The sequence below is a fragment of the Shewanella sp. HL-SH8 genome, assembly GCF_051165765.1.
Lineage (GTDB): Bacteria > Pseudomonadota > Gammaproteobacteria > Enterobacterales > Shewanellaceae > Shewanella > Shewanella glacialimarina.
In genome coordinates this window covers 2,000,218-2,021,847 of the sequence record NZ_CP195039.1, presented here as the reverse complement: position 1 = coordinate 2,021,847, position 21,630 = coordinate 2,000,218, and the positions used below count along the sequence as shown (strand labels likewise).

General features: G+C 41.3%; 21 protein-coding genes and 1 tRNA gene. 5 read left to right on the top strand and 17 right to left on the bottom strand.

Going from position 1 to position 21,630, the window contains the following annotated elements:
* Window positions 1–3: 3 nt before the first annotated feature.
* From ACRWQN_RS09005 to rpsB, 5 genes are all read right to left on the bottom strand, one after another.
* Window positions 4–828: an isoprenyl transferase gene (locus tag ACRWQN_RS09005; RefSeq protein WP_434930018.1), complete on the bottom strand. Its 825-nt coding sequence runs from the start codon at window positions 826–828 to the stop codon at window positions 4–6.
* Window positions 829–908: 80 nt separating this feature from the next.
* A complete protein-coding gene (gene frr / locus ACRWQN_RS09000) occupies window positions 909–1,451 on the bottom strand; it encodes a ribosome recycling factor (protein ID WP_226415966.1) in 543 nt (180 codons plus the stop codon).
* 123 nt (window positions 1,452–1,574) lie between these two features.
* Complete coding sequence (gene pyrH / locus ACRWQN_RS08995; RefSeq protein WP_434925824.1) at window positions 1,575–2,321, bottom strand: UMP kinase; 747 nt, start codon at window positions 2,319–2,321, stop codon at window positions 1,575–1,577.
* 70 nt (window positions 2,322–2,391) lie between these two features.
* Window positions 2,392–3,243, bottom strand: coding sequence for a translation elongation factor Ts (gene tsf / locus ACRWQN_RS08990; protein ID WP_434925823.1), 852 nt, complete (start codon window positions 3,241–3,243; stop codon window positions 2,392–2,394).
* 116 nt (window positions 3,244–3,359) lie between these two features.
* Window positions 3,360–4,088 (bottom strand): 30S ribosomal protein S2, encoded by a 729-nt coding sequence (gene rpsB / locus ACRWQN_RS08985; RefSeq protein WP_226410305.1) that lies wholly within the window; start codon window positions 4,086–4,088, stop codon window positions 3,360–3,362.
* 355 nt (window positions 4,089–4,443) lie between these two features.
* Here rpsB and map point away from each other — a divergent pair, with 355 nt between their 5' ends.
* From map to dapD, 3 genes are read left to right on the top strand one after another with little or no spacing between them, the layout of a single operon-like run.
* Window positions 4,444–5,241 (top strand): type I methionyl aminopeptidase, encoded by a 798-nt coding sequence (gene map, locus ACRWQN_RS08980; RefSeq protein ID WP_434925822.1) that lies wholly within the window; start codon window positions 4,444–4,446, stop codon window positions 5,239–5,241.
* A 23-nt stretch (window positions 5,242–5,264) separates the two neighbouring features.
* Window positions 5,265–7,838: a bifunctional uridylyltransferase/uridylyl-removing protein GlnD gene (gene glnD, locus ACRWQN_RS08975; RefSeq protein ID WP_434940508.1), complete on the top strand. Its 2,574-nt coding sequence runs from the start codon at window positions 5,265–5,267 to the stop codon at window positions 7,836–7,838.
* A gap of 24 nt (window positions 7,839–7,862) precedes the next feature.
* Window positions 7,863–8,687, top strand: a complete 825-nt coding sequence (gene dapD / locus ACRWQN_RS08970; RefSeq protein ID WP_235085501.1) for a 2,3,4,5-tetrahydropyridine-2,6-dicarboxylate N-succinyltransferase — start codon at window positions 7,863–7,865, stop codon at window positions 8,685–8,687.
* A gap of 99 nt (window positions 8,688–8,786) precedes the next feature.
* On the opposite strand, the gene ACRWQN_RS08965 is transcribed toward dapD, so the two are convergent.
* From ACRWQN_RS08965 to ACRWQN_RS08940, 6 genes are all read right to left on the bottom strand, one after another.
* Entirely contained in the window at window positions 8,787–10,706 is a 1,920-nt protein-coding gene (locus ACRWQN_RS08965) for an HD domain-containing phosphohydrolase (RefSeq protein WP_434940507.1), read from the bottom strand.
* Between the two features lie 148 nt (window positions 10,707–10,854).
* Window positions 10,855–11,736: a formyltetrahydrofolate deformylase gene (gene purU / locus ACRWQN_RS08960; RefSeq protein WP_434940506.1), complete on the bottom strand. Its 882-nt coding sequence runs from the start codon at window positions 11,734–11,736 to the stop codon at window positions 10,855–10,857.
* 154 nt (window positions 11,737–11,890) lie between these two features.
* Window positions 11,891–13,339 (bottom strand): PTS transporter subunit EIIC, encoded by a 1,449-nt coding sequence (locus tag ACRWQN_RS08955; RefSeq protein WP_434940626.1) that lies wholly within the window; start codon window positions 13,337–13,339, stop codon window positions 11,891–11,893.
* Entirely contained in the window at window positions 13,336–13,797 is a 462-nt protein-coding gene (locus ACRWQN_RS08950) for a flavodoxin (RefSeq protein ID WP_434940505.1), read from the bottom strand. The genes ACRWQN_RS08955 and ACRWQN_RS08950 overlap by 4 nt, the downstream gene beginning before the upstream one ends.
* Before the next feature lie 99 nt (window positions 13,798–13,896).
* The gene (truC, locus tag ACRWQN_RS08945) at window positions 13,897–14,712 is read right to left on the bottom strand and encodes a tRNA pseudouridine(65) synthase TruC (RefSeq protein ID WP_434940504.1); all 816 of its coding nucleotides are present in this window, start codon (window positions 14,710–14,712) and stop codon (window positions 13,897–13,899) included.
* Window positions 14,713–14,775: 63 nt separating this feature from the next.
* Window positions 14,776–15,096: a YqcC family protein gene (locus ACRWQN_RS08940; RefSeq protein WP_434940625.1), complete on the bottom strand. Its 321-nt coding sequence runs from the start codon at window positions 15,094–15,096 to the stop codon at window positions 14,776–14,778.
* Window positions 15,097–15,191: 95 nt separating this feature from the next.
* Between ACRWQN_RS08940 and ACRWQN_RS08935 the strand changes: the two genes are divergently transcribed.
* Together ACRWQN_RS08935 and ACRWQN_RS08930 are read left to right on the top strand one after the other, a co-directional pair.
* Window positions 15,192–16,205, top strand: a complete 1,014-nt coding sequence (locus tag ACRWQN_RS08935) for a DUF3549 family protein (RefSeq protein WP_434940503.1) — start codon at window positions 15,192–15,194, stop codon at window positions 16,203–16,205.
* The gene (locus tag ACRWQN_RS08930) at window positions 16,202–16,588 is read left to right on the top strand and encodes a DUF3301 domain-containing protein (RefSeq protein ID WP_226410313.1); all 387 of its coding nucleotides are present in this window, start codon (window positions 16,202–16,204) and stop codon (window positions 16,586–16,588) included. The genes ACRWQN_RS08935 and ACRWQN_RS08930 overlap by 4 nt, the downstream gene beginning before the upstream one ends.
* A gap of 242 nt (window positions 16,589–16,830) precedes the next feature.
* Here the strand turns inward: ACRWQN_RS08930 and ACRWQN_RS08925 are convergent.
* The 6 genes from ACRWQN_RS08925 to rnm all read right to left on the bottom strand — a co-directional run bounded on the left by ACRWQN_RS08925 (window position 16,831) and on the right by rnm (window position 21,181).
* A tRNA-Leu gene (locus tag ACRWQN_RS08925) sits at window positions 16,831–16,916 on the bottom strand.
* A 343-nt stretch (window positions 16,917–17,259) separates the two neighbouring features.
* Window positions 17,260–18,132, bottom strand: a complete 873-nt coding sequence (gene rluB / locus ACRWQN_RS08920; RefSeq protein WP_434940502.1) for a 23S rRNA pseudouridine(2605) synthase RluB — start codon at window positions 18,130–18,132, stop codon at window positions 17,260–17,262.
* A gap of 23 nt (window positions 18,133–18,155) precedes the next feature.
* Window positions 18,156–18,758, bottom strand: a complete 603-nt coding sequence (gene scpB / locus ACRWQN_RS08915; protein ID WP_434928996.1) for an SMC-Scp complex subunit ScpB — start codon at window positions 18,756–18,758, stop codon at window positions 18,156–18,158.
* Window positions 18,759–18,780: 22 nt separating this feature from the next.
* On the bottom strand, window positions 18,781–19,569 hold the full coding sequence (locus ACRWQN_RS08910) for a segregation and condensation protein A (protein WP_226410315.1): 789 nt from the start codon (window positions 19,567–19,569) through the stop codon (window positions 18,781–18,783).
* Window positions 19,570–19,703: 134 nt separating this feature from the next.
* Window positions 19,704–20,324: an L-threonylcarbamoyladenylate synthase gene (locus tag ACRWQN_RS08905; RefSeq protein WP_226410316.1), complete on the bottom strand. Its 621-nt coding sequence runs from the start codon at window positions 20,322–20,324 to the stop codon at window positions 19,704–19,706.
* Window positions 20,324–21,181: an RNase RNM gene (rnm, locus tag ACRWQN_RS08900; protein WP_434940501.1), complete on the bottom strand. Its 858-nt coding sequence runs from the start codon at window positions 21,179–21,181 to the stop codon at window positions 20,324–20,326. The genes ACRWQN_RS08905 and rnm overlap by 1 nt, the downstream gene beginning before the upstream one ends.
* Window positions 21,182–21,630 lie beyond the last annotated feature (449 nt).

The window sequence follows — 21,630 nt, the reverse complement described above, 5'->3', positions numbered from 1 at the left end:
AAATTATAGCGTACGTATTTCTTCGATTTGACTTCCGGTCAGACCAAAACGACGCTGGCGGCTGGCAAACATTGCCAGTGCATGATGAAAAGCTTTCTCATCAAAATCAGGCCACAGTGTTTCAGTGAACACGAGTTCAGCATAAGCGGCCTGCCATAAAATAAAATTACTGATGCGGTAATCACCGCCTGTTCTTATCATTAAATCAACTTCGCTTTGATTTTGCATGCACAAATGTTGATTTAATGCCTCTTCGGTCATCTGACTGCTGCTGATTTCGCCACTTTCGACTTTTTCGGCTAACTTTTGAGCTGCTTGCATGATATCCCAGCGCCCGCCATAGTTTGCAGCAACATTTAAAACAAGACCTTTGTTGTGTTTAGTTTTGTCTTGAGCTTGTCCAATTTGAGTTTGTAATCTAGCAGAGAATCGACTGATGTCACCAATAATATTAAGTCGAACTTGGTTTTTATCCAGACGTTTAATTTCACGTTGTAATACGCTAAAAAAAAGTTCCATCAACAAACTGACTTCTTTATCGGGTCTACGCCAATTTTCACTCGAAAAGGCAAATAAAGTGAGTGATTCTATGCCTAATTGACTCGCTGCACTGACAATACGTCTTACCGCTTTAACGCCGGCTTTATGGCCCACCACTCTTGGCATGCCTTTGTTTTGTGCCCAGCGGCCATTACCATCCATGATAATAGCAACGTGTTTAGGCAAAGACTGCCTAACGATGTCAGATAATTGTCCAGGTAAACACTCTGATGAAGCTAAGTCAGAAGGTAAAGCAATACCTGATCCGTAATCATTTGTAGATGACATTAACAACAACCCTATAAAAAACAAACGCCGTGTAGTATACACTTACACGGCGTATTAACTCTAGCGTTGAACGCTGAAGTTTAAACTTCCATTAGCTCTTTTTCTTTCGCGGCTAAAAGTTGGTCAACCTGCTTAATAGCAGTATCGGTGAACTTTTGCACACTGTCTTCACTGCGACGCACATCGTCTTCAGTGCAGTCTTTGGCTTTTTCAAGTTTTTTCACTTCAGTAATTGCATCACGACGAACGTTACGAATAGCAATACGACCATTTTCAGCTTCGTTGCGTACCACTTTGATAAAGTCTTTACGACGCTCTTCAGTTAGCGCAGGAAGCGGTATACGCATTGATGTGCCTGCTGTCATAGGGTTTAAACCCAGATCAGAAGACATGATGGCTTTCTCTACTGCTTGAACTAATGTCTGGTCAAACACTGTCACGTTAAGCGTACGAGAGTCTTCAATACCAATGTTCGCCACTTGCTTAAGAGGGGTCATCGAACCGTAGTAAGAAACTTGAATAGAATCTAAAAGGCTAGGATGTGCACGACCAGTTCGCACTTTAGCCATTTGATTTTTACTTGCATCAACACATTTTCCCATGCGCTCTTGCGCATCTAACATAATTGTTTCAATCACAATAATTTCCTTTTTTCACAAATATTTTTTGAGCTGATAGATAAAGAATGACACAGACATTAGATCAGCTCAAATAAGGATTGCACTCTATTTAATGCAATAATGAAGTTATTTTGGGCTACTATTTTTTTGACTACTAATAATAGTGCCTTCACCTTCGCCCATAATCACGCGTCGAAGTGCGCCTGGCTTGTTCATGTTAAACACTAAAATAGGTATATCGTGATCACGCGCCATTGTAAATGCTGCAAGGTCCATTATCTTAAATTCGGACTCTAACACTTCAGCATAAGTGAGCGAATCATACTTAACCGCTTCAGGGTTTTTCATTGGGTCCGCAGAGTAAACACCGTCAACTTTGGTCCCTTTTAAGACCACTTCTGCTTCAATTTCAATACCGCGTAAGCAGGCAGCAGAATCGGTAGTACAAAATGGGTTACCTGTACCCGCGGCGAAAATCACTACTCGGCCAGACTTAAGTAAACTAATCGCCTCAGCCCAGTTGTAATCATCACAAACACCCTTTAACGGAATGGCTGACATGAGACGCGCGTTGACATAAGCACGGTGAAGCGCATCACGCATCGCTAAACCATTCATGACTGTTGCTAACATTCCCATGTGATCACCCACTACACGGTTCATGCCTGCTTGCGCAAGACCTTCACCCCGGAATAGATTACCACCACCAATAACCACACCAACTTGAATACCTAACTCAACCAGCTCTTTTACTTCTTGAGCCATACGATCAAGTACTTTAGGGTCGATGCCGAAGCCTTCTTCGCCCATTAATGCTTCACCGCTTAATTTAAGCAGAATACGTCTAAATGCAGGTTTTGGATTGGTGCTCATAATTTTGATCCTGATCATAACAAGACCGCAGCGATTGCTGCGGTCTTAGGGTCTTTTAAAGAAAAAGCGATTACGCCTTTTTAGTGGCAGCGATTTGTGCAGCTACTTCAGCAGCAAAATCTTCTTGTTTCTTTTCAATACCTTCGCCAACTTCTAAACGAATGAAGTTAGTTACTGTCGCTTTTTTCTCTTTAAGAACTTCGCCAACAGTTTTCTTTGGTTCCATGATGTAAGCTTGACCAGTAAGAGAGATCTCACCAGTAAACTTCTTCATACGACCAACAACCATCTTCTCAGCGATTTCTTGTGGCTTGCCTTCGTTCATGGCGATTTCTACTTGTAGAGCTTGCTCTCTTTCAACAAGTTCTGCAGGTACATCTTCAGGATTAACGAATTCAGGCTTAGAAGCAGCAACGTGCATTGCGATATGCTTTAATGTTTCTTCATCAGCTTCACCAGTAACCACAACACCGATACGGTCGCCGTGACGGTAAGAAGCTAAGTTAGCACCATCGATGTACTCAACGCGACGAATGTTGATGTTTTCACCAATTTTAGTCACTAGTGCAACACGTGTTTCTTCAAACTGTGCTTTTAAGTCTTCGATGGTCACTTTTGATGCAGCAGCAACATCTAGTACTGCGTTAGCAAATCCTAGGAAGTTTGAGTCTTTTGCAACGAAGTCAGTTTGACAGTTAACTTCTAATAGCGCAGCGAAACCTTCGCCATTCTTAATTAGAATTGCACCGTCAGCAGCGATGTTACCCGCTTTTTTAGCAGCTTTAGCAGCGCCACTTTTACGCATGTTATCAATCGCTAGCTCGATGTCACCGTCAGTTTCAGTCAGTGCATTCTTACAGTCCATCATGCCAGCGCCAGTGCGGTCACGAAGTTCTTTAACTTGGGCAGCAGTAATCGCCATTGTTAAATCCTCTAATTTAGTTGGTCTAATTTTACATTATAAAACAGGGGCCATTAGGCCCCTGCTCACCAATTTTTTATTGGCAAATAAGGGGGATGGTTAACCATCTCGCCTTATTAAACAGCTTCTACGAAACCGTCTTGTTCAGCTTGAACAGCGATATCTTGACCACGGCCTGAGTTAGCGGCTGCAGCAACAGATGAAGTGTACAAACGAATTGCACGCATCGCATCATCGTTACCAGGAACGATATAGTTAACGCCATCTGGAGCAGAGTTAGTATCAACAACTGCAACAACTGGGATACCTAGGTTGTTTGCTTCTTTAATAGCGATATGCTCATGGTCAGCACCGATAACGAATAATACGTCAGGTAAGCCGCCCATGTTTTTGATTCCGCCTAAAGATTTTTCTAACTTGTCTAACTCGCGTGAGCGCATTAACGCTTCTTTCTTAGTTAGCTTGTCGAAAGTACCGTCTACAGACTGGCTTTCTAGCTCTTTAAGACGCTTGATTGACTGACGAACAGTTTTCCAGTTTGTTAACATGCCGCCTAACCAGCGGTGATCAACATAATACTGGTCACAAGAAATTGCAGATTCTTTGATAGCTTCGCCAGCAGCGCGCTTAGTACCTACGAATAAAACTTTACCTTTTTTAGAAGCAACATTGCTAATGAAAGCTAAAGCTTCATTGAACATTGGTACAGTGTGCTCAAGGTTGATGATGTGTACACCGTTGCGAGCACCGAAGATGAAAGGCTTCATCTTTGGGTTCCAGTAACGTGTTTGGTGACCGAAGTGAACACCAGCCTGAAGCATTTCGCGCATTGTAACTGTAGTCATTTTATTTACCTTAATGTAATAAAGGGGTTAGACCTCCACGCATCCCATTTCTCGACCCTTAGCAACCTATTATGGCTTTAAGAGCACCCCGAAAAATGTGCCGATACGTGTGTGATTTAGTATTTAAGTTAATTGCCATGTATAATAGCCGCAAATTTTGACAGTTTGTTGAAAATAGAAAATTTCAGCTACTCAAAAGTAGAGACTTTTTCTATAAAGTTCCACAAACAGCAAACAAGAACTTACACATAACGGCGCGCTTTATACCATAAACAGCTATCAAATACAAATTTTTGCGTGTAATTGATGACTAAAAACGTGCCTTTTTTGAACGTTAAAAACCAAGAGAAGATTCATGAGTATTGTGATTAAGAATGCCGACGAAATTGAAAAAATGCGCGCAGCGGGTAAACTCGCAGCCCAAGTTCTGGAAATGATCGTGCCACACGTTGTTGTGGGCGCGACAACTGATCAGTTAAATGCAATTTGTGCTCAATATACTGAAGAGCAAGGTGCTATTTCAGCGCCGCTTAATTATCATGGTTTTCCTAAGTCGATTTGCACTTCAGTCAATAATACTATTTGTCACGGCATCCCTTCTGATTACGTATTAAAAAACGGTGATATATTAAACATTGATATTACAGTGATAAAAGACGGTTATCATGGCGATACCTCAAAAATGTTTTTAATTGGCGAAGTGAGCCCTAAAGACAAACGCTTGTGCCGTATTGCACAAGAAAGTCTCTACCTTGCAATCCGTCAAGTGCGTCCAGGTGCAAAATTAGGTGAAATTGGTACAACCATCGAAAAATTCATCAAGGCAAGCAAATCAGGACTTGATAAGTATTCTATCGTGCAAGATTATTGTGGTCATGGTATTGGTTCAGGCTTCCACGAAGAGCCGCAAGTTGTCCATTATAAAAATAATGACAAAACCGTGATTAAACCCGGTATGTGTTTCACTATTGAACCTATGATTAACGCTGGTCGTCACACATCGATATTAGATAAAAATGACAACTGGACTGTGACTACCTCAGATGGTAAAAATTCGGCTCAATGGGAGCATACGCTACTCGTCACCGAAACCGGTGTTGAAGTGCTTACCTTACGCGACGAAGAAGATTTTCCGAGAATCATTAACTTTTAACTCTTAATCAGTCAAGGATATCAATGAATACCGCGCTGGCAGCTAAAAATACTTTACTTGAACTTAACCAGCGCTTAGTTGAGCAATATAAAGCGAAACATCCTATCGCAGACATTGTTAGCCAACGCAGCGCATTTATAGATAACTTGCTCCAAAATGCTTGGGTTGATTGTCAATTAGACCAATATTCGATGACATTAATTGCAGTAGGTGGGTATGGACGGGGCGAGCTACTGCCCTATTCTGATGTCGATTTATTGTTTTTAGTTGAACAGGATGAAATATGTCAAAACACCCAGGCTAAACTCAGCGAACTCATCACCTACCTTTGGGATGCAGGGCTTGAAATTGGTCACAGTGTCAGAACTGTTGCGCACACCATTGAGCAAGGCAAAGCTGACATTACCATCGCCACCAACTTAATTGAAGCGCGCTTTTTGTGCGGTAACACGCAATTATTAGATGTGTTATATCAACGCATTCGCCAGGATGACTTTTGGCCTTCAGCTGATTTTTATAATGCAAAAAAAGAAGAGCAAACTCTTCGTCATTCAAGAGCGAGTGCCTTTGACCTCGAACCTAATATTAAGACTTGCCCAGGCGGGCTTCGAGATATTCAAACCATCGCCTGGGTGGCTATGCGACATTTTGATGCGGCCAACTTAACCGAGTTAGTTGAGCACGATTTTCTTGAGCCATCAGAGCTGGAAGAGCTTATAGAGTGCCAAAATTATTTATGGGAAATTCGCTTTGCTTTGCACATTAGTGCTAATCGTAATGAAAACCGCTTATTATTCGACTTGCAACGACAAGTCGCCAGCCTGTTGGGTTATCAAGATGCGACTCAGCTAGCTGTAGAACAAATGATGAAACGCTATTATCGCACAGTAAGGCGAATAATGGAGTTGAATCAAATGCTGTTGCAACTATTCAAACGAGCAACGCTGGGGCATATTAAAGCGCTTGAAATTCAAAAAGTTAATGATAATTACCAACGCCGAGGTCATTACATTGAAGTATTGAACGATGAATTATTTAACCAATATCCAGAAGAAATTTTGCGTTTATTTTTGCATTCAATTAGAAACTCTAATATTGAAAACATTTATGCCCCAACCTTACGCTTATTGAGAAAAGCTCGCCGCAGCTTAACGGGTCCACTGCAAGATAATGCCGCTTGTCGTAAAGTGTTTATGGAAATATTAAAACACCCTCGCGGTATTATTGCGTTTTCGATGATGCATAAACACGGTATTTTATCATCATATCTTCCCGCTTGGAGAAGCATTGAAGGACAAATGCAGTTTGACCTATTCCATGCCTACACTGTAGATGAACATACCCATAGATTATTACTGAACATTGAGCGCTTCTCACAAGCCGAGCAAAAAGATGAGTTTCCACTTGGCGCGGTACTGATTAACCAGTTGCCCAAAAAAGGCTTACTCGTATTAGGTGCTATTTTTCATGACATAGCGAAAGGCCGCGGCGGCGATCACAGTAAACTCGGAGCCCAAGATGCGCTCGATTTTTGTAAACTGCACGGCTTAAATGATCATGACGGCCGTTTAGTTGCCTGGCTTGTGGAAAATCATTTAGTGATGTCTATAACCGCTCAAAGACGGGATATTTCAGACCCCGATGTAGTGGCAGCCTTTGCCGATAAAGTGCACGATGCCGCGCACTTAAGTTATTTGTATTGTTTAACTGTCGCTGACATTTGCGCGACCAATGAAAAAACCTGGAATAATTGGAAAGGCTCTTTGCTGCGAGATTTATACTTCTCGACCCAACGGGTGCTGGCAAGAGGTAAAGAAAAGCCAGTAGATGAACAAGCTAGAGTTGACGAAGTTCAGGCTAAAGCGCAAAAAGAACTGTTTCGTCGTGGCCTAAAAGATAAAGATATGCAGGCATTATGGAGTCGATTTAAGCCTGAGTATTTTTTACGTCACCAACCTAATCAAGTCGCATGGCATACCGAAGCGATTATTAAACATAACCAAGATGAACCCTTGGTATTAATGTCAAAACACACCACCCGTGGTGGCACTGAATTATTTGTTTACAGCAAAGATAGGCCCAAACTATTCGCCACCGTAATGACTGTTTTGGACAATAAAAACATCAACGTACATGATGCAAATATCATGACGTCATTTGATAATTTTGCACTAGACACTTTCGTTATTTTAGAACAAGATGGCGAGCCTATTTTACAGCTGTCACGCATACAGAGTATCAGAAAGGCGCTTGAAAAAGCCCTTGCAAATGAAAACCCTAAATTACCTAAATTTAGAAAACTTGCGCGAATAATGAAGCCCTTTAATGTGCCTACGCAGGTCAGTTTCTTACCGAGTATTCGTCAAGATACCAGTATGATGGAACTAATAGCGCTTGATTCGCCAGGGTTATTAGCAAAAGTGGGTGATATTCTTTACCGCTGTGAAGTGACTTTATTAGCAGCCAAGATCACCACCATTGGCGAACGGGCTGAAGATTTTTTCATCTTACAAACACAAGATGGCCAGGCGCTAAATGAAGCGCAACAACAACATTTATCTTATGCGCTACATGTAGCGTTGAATCAATCTAGTTAACTAATATGATATTGGGAGAGTTCCATGGAGGCATTACGCCAACGAATAGAGGCGGCATTTGAAGCACGTCAAACTATCACCCCTAGCACGGTAGAGCCAAGTGTACGTGCTGACGTAGAGACAGTGATAAACATGCTTGATAAAGGTCAAGCACGTGTGGCTGAAAAAATCGATGGCGAATGGCATGTTCATCAGTGGTTAAAAAAAGCAGTATTATTATCATTCCGTATTTTTGATAACGGTGTTATCGAAGGTGGTGACACTAAATATTTTGATAAAGTGCCACAAAAGTTTGCTGACTATGATGAAGCACGTTTTAAAGCTGAAGCTATCCGCGTTGTCCCGCCAGCAACGGTCCGTAAAGGCTCATTTATCGGTAAAAATACCGTATTAATGCCATCATACGTTAACTTGGGTGCCTATGTTGATGAAGGTACTATGGTTGACACCTGGGCAACAGTTGGCTCATGTGCACAAATTGGTAAAAATGTTCATTTATCAGGTGGTGTTGGCATTGGTGGTGTATTAGAGCCATTACAAGCAGGACCAACTATTATTGAAGATAACTGCTTTATTGGTGCCCGCAGTGAAATCGTTGAAGGTGTTATTGTTGAAGAAGGCAGTGTAATTTCAATGGGTGTTTATATTGGTCAAAGCACACGTATTTTTGATCGCGAGACCGGTGAAGTGCATTATGGTCGAGTGCCTGCAGGCTCTGTAGTCGTTTCTGGTACCCTACCGTCAAAGTGCGGAACTTACAGCCTATACGCCGCAATTATTGTCAAAAAAGTAGATGCTAAAACCCGTGGAAAAGTCGGTATTAACGAGTTATTACGTATTGTTGATTAATTTAGAACATCAACTAGCATGTTCTATTCTAGTTGACAACAAAGGCTCTTAGGAGCCTTTTTTAATTCCTTAAAATCAAATTCATCTGTTTCTGAACATTTAACTTTGCATAGAACGCTCTTCATCCAGCTCATTCATCAATGCATTGGCTAAAATTTTCCATGTCACAATGCCGATAACCTGATTATCAATATTTTGTACCACTAGATAATCAGTATTGTTTTTTTCCATTAAAATTTTGGCGTCTTTTAAAATCGTGTTAGCAGCAATAATATTAATTTTATGCTCCATTACCTGGTGAGCACGTTTATTGAGCAAACTACGGTCAACCAATCGTTCTGCTGCAGTATCTAAAAAGGGGCTATGCCAAAAAGCTAACGTCTTTTTATCGATAACACCTATGGGTGAACGACTTTTTTCTGACAAAACCACAGCGACATTCATTTTCGCCTTATTTAACATGTTTTGTGTATGCTCAAGTGTATGATACTCCTCAATGATAACCGCTGGATCCAATGATAAACTGCCAACATAATCGGCTGTTTTAAGATCGTGAATAGCCAGAATATCTAAACAAGCATCAACCACATGGGCATCAAATATCTTGCCTCGGCCTTCCATTAATACATCATTTAACGCTGCCATTCCCATAGACGGTCGATAAGGTCGATGGCTTAAAATAGAGTCAGCAACATCCGCAACAGCGATAATTTTGGCTTCAAGAATAATATCTTTCTCTTTTAAGCCATAAGGATAACCTGAACCATCTAGGCGCTCATGGTGTTGTAAAATCATCTGTTTAATGGGCCAGGGGAATTCGACTTCATCAACAATTAACGCTCCTTGCACAGGATGCTGCTTAACTAGCTCATACTCAATTGCCGTCAATCTGGAAGGTTTAGCGAGAATTTGACTTGGTATGGCAAGCTTTCCAATATCATGAATTAATGCCCCTAACTTTAATCCCTCTAGTTGATCAGCAGGTAAGCCCATTTTTTCACCCATTAAATAACTTAGCTGCGCGACTGATTTTTGATGGCCTGCGGTATAAGCATCTTTTAGCTCTAAGGCTTCTGAAATCGCACCAACAAGCTGCACTAGAATGTGAGTCATTTTTTCTTTTTGGTCTTTGATAATGACTGACTGCTTAGACATTGCATTAATAGTGCGAGGCAACTCGACACAGTGCCAAAGAATAGTGGCGTAAATACTGAGCGACTTAGCATCTACATGAGTATAAGATTTGTCCCTATTACCCACACCAATAATACCAACCACTTTTTTACGATATCGAATAGGCACACAGAGGTGATTCTTGAATGCAAAATAGCCATCTTTTTGCATTCTGACTGAATTATCTTGGGGCTCATTATCAATTGTCGCTTGCTTGGTTTTAATCGTTTCAGCCCAAAGTCCTGAATCTGCGAGATAATGCTGATTATTTGGAATGGCAAAAAACTGCTTCACTTTATCGGTCCACGCTGTGCGAACAATTTTATTATGTTTTTCATCATAAATGTGTAAATAGCCCACTTGACTATGGGTAAGTGCAAGACCTTGTTGCAGTGCCGTTTTGAATACCACATCGGATTTGGCTGTAATAACAGCCTCAATTTGTTGTAACCAATCATCGCTCGACTGAATGGCTAAATTGTAATCAGGGTGGAGTTCCATTAGCCATTTTTCATCTAAATCTAATTGGGTTAACACCATGCACCAGTGGTCAGCACTGTCGTCAATTGGCAATATAATAGCCTGTTGTGCATGGCCTCGTTCATCAATAAAGTGCAACAGCTGTTTTGTGGTTCGATTAGTTAAATCAATCAAGGTTAATTCTAGGGTTGGAAACGCGGCTGACATGGGCTGTTTTAAGATAGAGGCGATGGGTTTCTTAACTTGTGAATATAAAGCTTCACTTAATTTTACTATCTCTAAGCGATGATTGAACATAGCCCATGACAATTCGAGCCCTTTGGGTAGCTCAGCGTGTTTCAAAAAAAAGTCGTTCTTTTGACGCATTCTGTACAATCCTTGTCTATTTATACCCTCTACTTATCTTAGCCTATAAATTATTTTTGGCTAATAATTTATAACAAAACAGTTATTTAGCCCTATAAAAAAGCCTACATTTTATTGTAGGCTTGATGTTTGAGTAAAATATTAACTGTTAAAATACGACTGTCTTATTACCATAAACGACCACTTGTTCGTTCAGGACTAATTGCAGAGCTTTACTGAGTACACTTTTCTCCACATCTCTACCTTGATGAGCGAGCTCTTCTGCACTGTAGCTGTGATCAACAGAAATAACATCTTGCTTAATAATAGGCCCTTCATCTAAACAGTTATTAACAAAATGGGCTGTCGCACCAATAATTTTCACCCCTCGGTCCCAAGCTTGTTTATAAGGTGAAGCACCTATAAATGCGGGTAAAAATGAATGGTGAATATTAATAATTCTGTCTGGAAATTGTGTCACAAATTCAGGTGTTAATACCCGCATATATTTAGCTAAGACAAGATAATCCGCTTCGTAGGGCTTAATTTTCTCCAGCATCGCCTGCTCATGTTCTTCGCGATTTAACCCTTCATGACTTACATAATGAAAAGGAATATCAAATTTTTCAGTTAAATTTTGCAACACATCATAATTCCCTACTACGGCTGCAATTTCTACATCTAAACCACCGTAGTATGACTTCATTAATAAATCACCTAAACAATGTGCCTCTTTTGTTACCATTACCACGATTCGTTTTTTACCCGCATCGACTAGTTTTAAATGGTTTTTAGCGGGTAATACGGCTTTTAATGCACTGATAAATTCAGCATCATTAATCTTGCCATCTAATACTGTGCGCATAAAAAATCGCCCTTGAGCATGATCAACAAACTCAGTATTTTTAATCACATTCAGATGATGGGCAAAACACACGCCGGTTATTTTTGCAATTAGCCCTTGAGCGTCTGCACAGTCAATAATGAGGATTTTTCTGGTTACTGTCGATTGCGCGATGTGGTCGCTCGCAGTCGTTTCTGATAATGCCATAGCTAAGTCTCTACTAAAAATTCTTTACTCGAGTCTGCCATTAAACTGCCATGATTTGGTAACTTTTATACTGAAATTGAATAAATTTTCACTAAAAAAAGTCTAAACTAAACATTAAGCATAAAAAGTGATGCATTATTATCAAAAATGAAGCTTATCGACGGGAGTCTATGTATTTTTGTAAAAGCTTTCTCAGGGTTTCTGCTTTTGTGCCATAGACCACTTGCACGCCTTTACCAACCACCACGACCCCTTTTGCTCCCAAGCGAACTAAACGTGCTTTATCAATTAAAGCTGAATCAATTACGCTAACTCTTAATCGCGTTAGACATGCTGACAGCTCAATAATATTATCTCGCCCGCCTAAACCTGCCACCATCCCCCTTAAACTTTCTTTTTGTTGGGGTAAAGCGCTTGTAGGAGTCAGCCTTCCTGGGGTTTTCAAGTTAAAGCCAATAATACTAATACGAAACAAACTGTAATAAACAACGGCCGTTAATGGACCTAATATCATAAACCAGAAACTATTACTCGATTGGGGAAACAATAAACTAAAGTCCACTAATCCATGGGAAAATACAATGCTGTGGTGAACATCGAGCAGTATACAAATACTGTAGGCCATACCCGTTAACACCGCATGTACCAAAAAAAGCAAAGGGGCGACAAACATAAAAGCAAACTCAATGGGCTCGGTAACACCGGTCAGCCAACTTGCCATACCTGAAGATAACATAATACCCGCCACTCGATTTCGTTCAGTTTTGTCCGCACAACGCCATATGGCGAATGCCGCAGCAGGTAAGCCCCACATTTTAATTAAATAGCCTCCAGCAAGATTACCCGCCATGGGATCACCAGCTAAATATCGACCGACCTCACCACGTACCAGTTGTCCATCATGCCAAAAATGACCAAACTCTAAGTAAAATGGCGCATTCCATATGTGGTGTAGTCCTAATGGGATCAGTAAACGCTCAACAAAACCATATAATCCAAATGCAACCGAAGGGTCTTGATAAACTGCCCAATTAGATAGCAGTTCTATATTTGACGATAAGGGAGGCCAAATAAAAGCAAGCACGCTTGCCAGTATCATAGCTAAAGGCAAAATAATTAAGGGTGCGCTTCGCCGACCTTCAAAAAATGAGAAGATAGCTGGTAAGGTTAACTTTTCACTCATCTTAACCGCGATATAGGTTATAGCACCGACCAACATGCCACCCGCTATACCAGTATCTATGGTTTCGATACCCCACATTGGCCTTGAGGGTAATTGATAAAGTGAACTCAGTGCGCCCATGGTTGAGATAAACACACCAAACCCAAAAACGGCAGAAAAAGCTGCAAGCCCCTGATCTTTACAAAATCCAATTGCAATCGCGACAGCAAAAAGCAGTGGCATCATAGTAAAGATTAGGTGACCGACGGAAGAAAAGATTAAATTAACGGCTTCAGGAATAAAGGGTAAGGGATTAGCCGTTATACCTAGCATAACCCCAGCGGCTGGTAGTATAGCAATCGGGATCAATAAAGCCTGGCTTAATCGCTGTGCGAACTTAAACCATTGCTGGGTAATGACGTGTTTAGAAAATTTACCTATAACATGTCTGCATTAGCTGCGGCTTGCCAAGTTGTTAGCCATTCAACTGCATCTAACTCAGGTTCCATGGTTTCGGTGGCATCGATTTCCAATCTGGGGGTTAATGCCTGTGCGCCAAGCTCATTTAATAGCTCATCAAACTGTTTTGCTGCGCCGCAAAAGGTGTCGTAACTTGAATCACCTAGACCAACAATGCTGTATTTCAATTTAGGTAAATAGGGCGCGGCAGATTTCATTTGTGTAAACCAAGGTTGAATATCTTCCGGTAAATCACCTTGGCCTGTGGTTGAGCAAACAACAATAAGATAATCAGATTCGGCAGGAATAAATCCTGCTAGCTCATCAGGTTGCTTTAAGGTGGTTGTAAAACCCATCCCAGTAATTTTTTTTGCTAATGTTTCAGCGGTAAATTGCGCACTGCCATAAACAGTACCAAAAACAAGATTAACATTTGCCACTACTTTATCCTTCCTGTGCCATGATTTAAAAAATCAATTATATTATAACTAACATACTGTATAAATTTGCTTTGTAGCAAGTGGGTTTTATTGATGAATTTAAATAAGCATACTGGCTTCAGTATCTAAATCGTTCCACCCCAGTAAACAGAAAAGATCTAACCACTCTTGTTCTAGCTCAGTCTCTATGTGCATTGGCTCACCCGTTATTGGGTGGGTAAATTGCAAGCTTTTAGCAATAAGCCATAAACGGTTGACGCCAAAATGCTCACGCCCGAATTTATTTTGTTTACCATCGCCATGGGTGGTATCACCAATAATAGGATGACGTAAATGGGCCATATGGCGACGCAATTGATGCTTTCGGCCTGTTTTAGGTGTGAGCTTGACTAATCCGAAACGACTGGTTGGATAACGACCTGAACTAAACGGGATTTCACTATTAAGTAGCGGCTGATAAAAGGTCACAGCATCTTGAGCGGGTTTATCCGCAGCGGCAAATTTGTCAGCAACATCATCAAGTTCAACTCTTAAAGCATAGTCGAGCTCACCGCCATCATGCATATTACCGCGCACTAAAGCCAAATAGCGTTTAGTCACGGTATGATTTTCAAATTGCTCACATAAATTACGTGCACATTCACTGCTTTTGGCAAATAACAACACGCCAGATGTGGGTCGGTCTAAACGATGTACCGGAAAAACATGGCAGCCAACGAGATCCCGGGTAAGTTGCATAGCAAAAAAACGTTCTTTACGCGCCAAGTAGCTACGATGTACTAACAAGCCTGCGGGTTTGTGAATAGCGACAATGTGTTCATCTTCAAATAAAACGGCTAATTCTGGGGGGCTTTGTTGCTCTTCATCAGCATTTAACGTCTGTTCACCCTCTTGTTCTGGCTCAATATCAGCCATTAAAAGGTCATATAAATTGGAGTCGCTCATAGTCATTAGGTCGCTTATTGTCACCAGCCTGCGCTAATATTGATTAGTTAACAGTTGGTCAAATTGATCCAATAGTGCAATTATCTCTTGTCTGTCAGGTCGCGCTTGCCACACTTGTTGCGCCATTGGCGCAATCGCCATTTGGCTAGGTAACGAGCTTTGCGTGTCGATTAATTGCTGCATTTTAGGAATAAAAATAAATTGTAACCATTGCTCAAATGCTAAGGTATCGCATGCAAATGGAGCCGTACTTGCCAGCGCTATAGGGGAAGGAGGCGTTAATGACCATAGACCTAACAACTTGAGTTGCTGCTCTAATTTTACTAAAAAAGTCAGACTCGCTTCATAAAGCATATATAATGGCTCAAATACAATGGCAAAGGTTGAATATGATAACATTAGCCACCATTAATACCCACATATTGCCACGTTTTGTATAGCGAGTCCCCATGACAGAAATCACCACCCTTAGCCAATTTCTTGCCACAGCTAACACTCAATTCCAGGTTTATGATTTAGGCAGAAGAGTACAAAATATCGATATGATGGCATTTCATCAAATTGAGTCATTGGTTGCCCCCTACCCTTATCCCATTCAAGGCCATGCGCAGTTTGCGATAGTTTTTTGGCAGCAAAGCCAACAACCATACATTTGGTTTATCAAACTGGCCCTTGATGAACAGGGATTACTCTCCCCCGCGCCAAGACAACAATTTATAAAGATGATTTTAGAGGCGTTAGGCCGAGATCCGACGCAAGACCTGACGGATGAACAGCAACAACAATTGGCTAATCACCCATTCAGCTTTAAACCCAATCAACATAAATTGGCTATTTTTAATGCCTTAGTCAAAAAACAACTGGGCGAGCAAGCCTCAAATCAATATGAAATTGCAGCGCAGTATCTTGCAGGGCAAATGCCGCCACAACAATGGCAGCAAATTGGTATGCAAGGTTTAGCAGATGTGTGCGTGAGAATGTCATCATTTGACCACCAACAGGATATTATTAACATTTTGCCGCTGGCCCCTGTAGAAGTACAAGCGGCATTATGTAGTTGCTTTGAACACCTGCCGATTGAACAGCCCTTAGCTGACGTATTGGTAACATTATTTGATCAGTCTCCAGTAGAATATAAGGGGCTATTTTTAAAAGCGTTGGCATCAAATACAAAACTCAGTCAACAGGCAATACATAGATTAAATGCTCAAGATCAACTTGATGAAACTATGCTAATCACAATAGCAGCGCGTAATTGGTTAGCATTGAAAGATGACACCACCCGCAAATTCTTTTTAGAAGCGCTGGCAAAACAGCCACAAAGCTTTTTTAATCAAGTTTTTGCTGATATTGTTGCCATACCAAGCCTGCGTAATGCTTTACTAACAGATTTGCGTAATCCAGATCGCAGCGAACAACTCTCCCTCGCCATTGGCGGTTTATTTAAGGCAACAAGCCTATGATGTCTGATTTTTTAATAATGGCGGCACTGATTGTCACCGCAGCTTTCTTCTGGCAGTTACGCAATATGGCTGAACTGAGCCGCGTTTTCGCTGAGCAGGCTTGTGGCAAACAAAAAGTGCAGCTACTTGCAATCGCTATGGAATCTGCTCGCCCAAGTTTAGGCGGGCAAACTGGCTTATGTTGGCGAGCTAAGTTTATGTTTGAATTTAGCACTGATGGGATGAATCAATATCAGGCGCATATTAATATGCATGGAAAAAGAGTCACTAAAATAGACTGGCCGATTTTCCCTGAACCTGAATGGTTTGATGCACCAATGTCACAGGGAAAATTTGGCGGCTGCGGCACTAAAACAAGTTGTGATTCAGGTAAGTGTCATTAGCTATCAAACTGATGTTAACAGACTGAGTTAGACCCATCATGATTCACTCACAAAATGCTATCTTAACGGGTAGCATTTTTGTTTGTGATAATGGCTGGCTAATAGTTGTGGATTCATTCTAGTGCGGTAACGAATTGAAAACTCATTTAAAAACATGCAGACATAAAAAAGCCCCGACGCAGTGTCGAGGCTTTCTTATCCATCACTCAATCTCGATATAAATATCAAAGTGAGTCTAATAATGGTACCCGAGGCCAGACTTGAACTGGCACGCTTATTCAGCGAGGGATTTTAAATCCCTTGTGTCTACCGATTCCACCACTCGGGCAAACTGTGACGAATTGAATTTCAATTCGTAGAATCTATTGTCAACTTAACAACTTAGGTTGTGCCGCTGAACTTGCTGCACACTTTACTGTTTTTTTGAAATCACGCAACTATTAATTTTAATCAAACGATTCAAGTGACTTAAAAAACAACAAACTGAAGTGTTTTTATTCATTAACCGCTAAAAATTAAACAGCAAGTCTAATACCCATGCTTTATTAGGGCGTTGGTGTTATCGGTCACTCGAACTAAGCATGACAACGCAATGATGATAAAATAAAACCTACCACTATAAAAAAAGGCCGCTAATGCGACCTTCTTTTGATACCAACTAAATTAACTAATTAGCTACGTTGACGAGTCGGCTTAGTTTTACCGCCGACCACTTTAGTCTTACGTACAGCACGACGAATTTTGGCACTTTTCACTTTCGAGCGTGAAACACTGTGTTTATCGTGTCCGATTAGTGAACGGGTTTCAACGTCTAAGCTAGCCAGCTGACGCAAATAGTTCACTTGGTCTAATGAAAGTTCTAACCACCCGCCACGCGGCAGTGATTTAGGTAATTCAATCATGCCATAGCGAATACGGATCAGGCGGCTTACTTGTATTTCTTGTGATTCCCATAAACGACGCACCTCACGGTTACGACCTTCACGTAATGTCACATGCCACCACTGGTTTATGCCTTCACCACCGGCAGGTTTAACGCTATCGAACATGGCTGGGCCATCTTCTAGTGTCACACCGGTACGTAAACGCTGCACAGCAGCCTCTGGTACTTCACCAAAGGTACGCACGGCATATTCACGCTCAACTTCGTTCGATGGATGCATTAAGCGGTTAGCTAACTCGCCATCTGAAGTAAATAACAATAAACCTGAGGTGTTAATATCTAAACGTCCAACGGCAACCCAGCGTGAGTCACGCATGTTAGGTAAACGTTCAAAAACCGTTGGGCGGCCTTCAGGGTCTTTGCGCGAACAAATTTCACCTTCAGGTTTGTGGTACGCCAACACACGACAAATAACTTCGTCTACTGACTTTAATGCAATCGCGCGTCCATCGATACGTATTTTGGCACTAGCCTCAACACGGTCACCAAGATTTGCAATTTCACCATCAATACTAACTCGGCCTGCAGCAATCCATGCCTCCATCTCACGACGGGAGCCATGGCCTGCACGGGCCAAGACTTTCTGCAACTTTTCGCTCATTAGTATTACTCTTTAGTTTGCTCTTACGAGACTTGTTCTTGCGAGGTTTGTTCCACATTTTGTGGTGCCTGTTGGGCTTTTTCAAACATCGCTTGAAGTGACTCAATATCATTTAGCTCAGGTAAATCAGCTAACTTTTTTAAGCCAAAATAAGATAAAAAATTGATGGTGGTTGCATACAGTGCAGGTCTACCCGGCACCTCTTTATGTCCGACCACTTTTATCCAATGTCTATCAGCTAAACTTTTAATGATGTGACTGCTGATCGCCACACCTCTTATTTGTTCAATATCGCCCCGGGTAACGGGTTGTCGATAGGCAATCACGGCTAAGGTTTCCATGGTTGCACGAGAATACTTTGGCGCTTTTTCTTGCCAGAGTGGCTGTAAAAAAGGGCTGAGTATTTCTTGAGTTTGAAAACGATATCCACCAGCAACTTGCACTAATTGAACACCGCGTTCTTGGTATTCTTGCTGTAATTCATCTACAGCGGCTTTAATTTTCACCCGTGACACGTTGAAATCAGCCAGTACGGTTTCTTTCAACGCTTTAATGGTCATCGGCTTGGCTAATACAAATAAACTGGCTTCGATTAATTGCTTCAATTGAGTCGGGTTTATTTGCATCATGGTTTACACTTATTTAACGTCACTTGGCTTTAATATAAATGGTGGCAAAAGGCTCGTTCTGCACCACATCCACTAATAACTCTTTAATCAATTCCATTAACGCTAAAAAACTTACCACCACACCGGCACGGCCTTCTTCAAAATCAAATAACTGCTCAAAATGCAGGTATTCGTTACTGGATAGCTTAGCTAAAATTTGGCTCATTCGCTCTCGGGTGGAAAGTTGCTCGCGCTTTACATGGTGATCTTCGCTCGCGTCAATGCGTTTTAGTACCTCACCAAATGCACGTGCTAATTCTAACAAGGTCACATCGGGTGGTACAATAATAGGCTTGATGTTGGGTGCTTTGGCAGCACTAACTTGAAATACATCCCGCTCTAGTCGAGGTAATTCATCTAAATCGTATGCAGCCTGCTTAATCACTTCATAGGCTTTCAACTGACGAATAAGTACAACTCTAGGGTCTTCTTCCTCATCATTTTCTGTCACCATTTTAGGCAACAACAAACGTGATTTAATTTCAGCTAAGGTTGCTGCCATCACTAAATAATCGGCTGCTAGCTCAATTCTCGCCTCAGTTAACACTTCAATATAAAGTAAATATTGCTGAGAAATTTGCTGAATGGGTAAATCAACCACATCCAACTTTTGCTTGCGAATTAGGTATAAAAGCAAATCTAGCGGCCCTTCAAATGACTCTAGAAATACCTCTAATGCTTCTGGGGGAATAAACAAATCACTGGGCATAACGTCTAACGCTTTGCCGCGAACTATGGCTAATGGAAGGCTTTGTTGATGACCCTGCATAGCGCTCCGTTTGTTATGATTATTAGTGCGTAATGACTGTTTCTTCGCCCAATAAAACAGGCCCTAAAAGCGAACGCGCGATTATACGCATTAATGGATAAGGATTAAACAATTATCTACTCTATCGCTAATTGCTATTCAAATGCCGCCGTATCGCCAGCACCATAACGTAGAATGTTAATCTCACCTTCTGACATGTCAATTACGGTTGTTTGCTTTTCAGGCAAGTAACCACCCAATACGATGCCTTCAACTTGATGCTCAAGAATATCGCGAATATGTTCTGGATCAGACTCAGCATGCTCTTCATTAGGCATCACTAAACTGGTCGACATTAAAGGTTCACCCAAGGCTTCTAATAATGCTTGTAAAATCAAGTTATCCGGTACACGAATACCAATAGTGCGTTTTTTCTCACACTGTAAACGGCGAGGCACTTCTTTACTGGCTTTAAAAATGAAGGTGTATGGCCCAGGGGTGCAGCTTTTTAGCAAGCGATAAGCCTGGTTATCAACTTTTGCAAAATTGGCTAACTCAGACAGATCACGACACATTAATGAAAAATTTTGGTCATTATCAATCTGGCGAATACGAGCCATACGGGTCATTGCATTTTTATCGCCAATCATACAACCCAGTGCATAACCTGAGTCGGTTGGGTAAACGATAACCCCACCCTGCTTTAAAATTTCCACAACTTGATTGATTAATCTAGCTTGTGGGTTTTCTTCATGTATATAAAAAAATTGGCTCATTACCGTTCCATCCAAGATGCTGATTGCCAAACCCAAGTCACTCCTTGGGGTTGATATAAATTTTTACCTAATTCTATCCAGTTGCTTATAAAATGAAAATCACTGCCCAACGAGCCCATTAACTGGTGTTGGTGGCATAAGGCAAGCAAGTTATTTCTGTCATCAATCGTTTGCTGGCCAAGCACGACTTCCATGGCGCCGCCGCCTGCTTCAGCAAAGTCTTTAACAAGTTTTTTAAGCCACTTTGCCGAGAGTTTATAACCGCTCGGATGCGCTAATACAGCAACACCACCCGCTTGATGAATCACGTTGATCGCATTTGCCATATCACCCCAGTTATTAGGGACATAACCTGTTTTACCACGGGCTAAGTAGCGTTTAAAAACACTGGGCATATCACTAGCATAGCCGTTTTCAGCCAACCATCTTGCATAATGGCCTCGACTTAACGCCGCATCACCGGCAATGGCTTTGGCGCCTTCGTAGGCACCTTCTATGCCGGCTTTGGCTAAGCGTAAACCAATCTCTTGGGCGCGAACTTCACGCAGTTCACGTTGTGATGATAAGAATTCAAGTAACGCAGGCTGGGTTTTATCAATATTTAAACCCACAATGTGGATGTCAAAATTATTCCAACGGGTGGATATTTCGGTACCATCAATCAAATTTAATGGCTGTGCCTGTTGACTGTTAAATGAATGTGCTTCCGCTAGACCATCAATAGTGTCATGATCAGTAATTGACAACATTTGCACGCCTTTTTCAAGCGCGCGGGCAACAAGTTCTGAGGGTGATAACATGCCGTCAGATGCAGTTGTGTGGCTGTGTAAATCGGCCAAGATAGATTCTGTATTCATGCCGATATTGTACTTGATACTCCAAATAAAAGCTTTGTGTATGTGTAAATAAATCGCTAAATAAGAGCAAGATACCGCAATAAAACCATCTATAAGCGAATTTATTAGTCATTTATTAAAATAATGAATAATATTCAATTGACATTAAGCGCCAGCTAAGGTTTCCTATAGGCACTAAAACACACTTACTTAGATGACTTGCATGACACACTTTATCGCTTCTCAAAACATTACATGGTGGTGGCACTTCCCAAATTATCGGGTTGTGTGAAGCGTTGCGCTCATTTTAAGAGACAAAATTTTACAAGAAAGCCCGCAGAGATGTGGGCTTTCTTGTTATTTGGCCCACGCTCAGAGGCTGAATAATGATAATAATTTAGCGATGTATTTATTTAAGCGGTCATTCATTTCCCCTTAGATAACTCAATCGACTCAGAATCAAACGAAGG